Consider the following 1,329-nt stretch of genomic DNA (forward strand, 5'->3'; position numbering starts at 1 on the left):
GACCGGCCTCTCGGCCCCCGCCGACACCGCCGCGGCCCCCGGATCCGGCTACGCCCCGCACGGCTCCGGACCCGGCTACGCCCCGGGCGGCTACGCCCCGCCCATGCCCGCCCCGCCCTCCGCGACCGGCCAGCCGCCTCGCCCCCGCGGCAGCAAGGGCCTCGCGATCGCGTCGCTCGTCGTGGGCATCGTGACGGTGGTCGGCGCGCTGATCCCGTTCCTCAACTACGTGGTGTTCGTGCCGGCCGTCGCGGCGGTCGTGCTGGGCATCGTCTCGCTGGCTCGGCGGATGGACGGGAAGCCGCTCGCGGTGACCGGGATCGTGCTCGGCGCGGTCGGCTTCGTCCTCAGCGTCGTGCTCGCGATCGTGTACACGGTGCTGTTCGTGGGCTCGGTGTCCGACGCGGTGGAGTCCGCGGGCGCCGATTCCGGCTACGTGAGCCCCGAGCCCACCGACGGCCTCGGCGACGGCGACGACGACGCGACCGCCCAGCCCGGCACGAGCCCCGACGACCCGCTGCCCATCGGGACGCCCGTGACGGGCGACGGCGTCGACGGCCCCGAGTGGGAGATCACGCTGGGCACGCCCGTCCTCGACGCGACCGCGGCGGTGCTCGCGGCGGACGAGGGGAACCCGCCGCCCGCGGATGGCATGCAGTACGCGGTCGTGCCGGTCACGGCCACGTACCTCGGCTCCGCCGAGGGCGACCCCCTGTCGGAGCTGGTCGTGGGCTTCCTCGCCGCCGACGGATCCCCGTACTCCGCCGCGGACAGCTTCGCGCTCGCGCCGGCGCCCGCGTTCACCGACGACGCGGAGCTGCTGGAGTCGCAGGGCACAGCGACCGGGAACGTCGTCGTCGAGATCCCGATCGAGGGCGCAGCGGACGGCCTCTGGGCGACGGTGCCGGGGATGGCCGCGGACGCCTACTACTTCCGCGCCGGCTAGGCGGGCCGACCGGTGCCGCACGGCGATCCCGCAACGTCCGGGCACGACGTCGACGCGCGACTGGCCGCCCTCGTGCACCCGATGGGCGACGCGATCGCGGAGCTGCGGGCGACCGTGCACGCGGCGCGTCCCGACGCCGTCGAGTCGTGGAAGTGGAACGCGCCCAGCTGGGCCCTCGCCGACCACTTCGCGACGCTCGCGCTCCGCAGGCCCGACGAGGTGCTGCTGATCCTGCACGCCGGCGCCCGCCCCCGGCCCGGGCTGCCGCCCCTGCTCGTCGTGGATCCGACCGGCCTCCTGCGCGTCGCGGGTCCCGACCGGGCGATCGCCGCGTTCCGCGGCGCCGACGAGGTGCGCGCCGCCCGGCCGGCGCTCGAGGACGC

The 1,329-nt window shown here is 76.6% G+C and carries 2 protein-coding genes; both read left to right on the top strand.

The annotated features are described in order from the left end of the window. Positions 1–946: DUF4190 domain-containing protein (locus tag DZG00_RS15475; protein ID WP_147360066.1), on the top strand; the 946-nt coding region annotated here is incomplete at its 5' end. A gap of 12 nt (positions 947–958) precedes the next feature. After that, a partial coding sequence (locus DZG00_RS15480; RefSeq protein ID WP_147360067.1) for a DUF1801 domain-containing protein occupies positions 959–1,329 on the top strand: 371 nt, incomplete at its 3' end.

The organism is Clavibacter lycopersici, assembly GCF_003576405.1.
GTDB lineage: Bacteria > Actinomycetota > Actinomycetes > Actinomycetales > Microbacteriaceae > Clavibacter > Clavibacter lycopersici.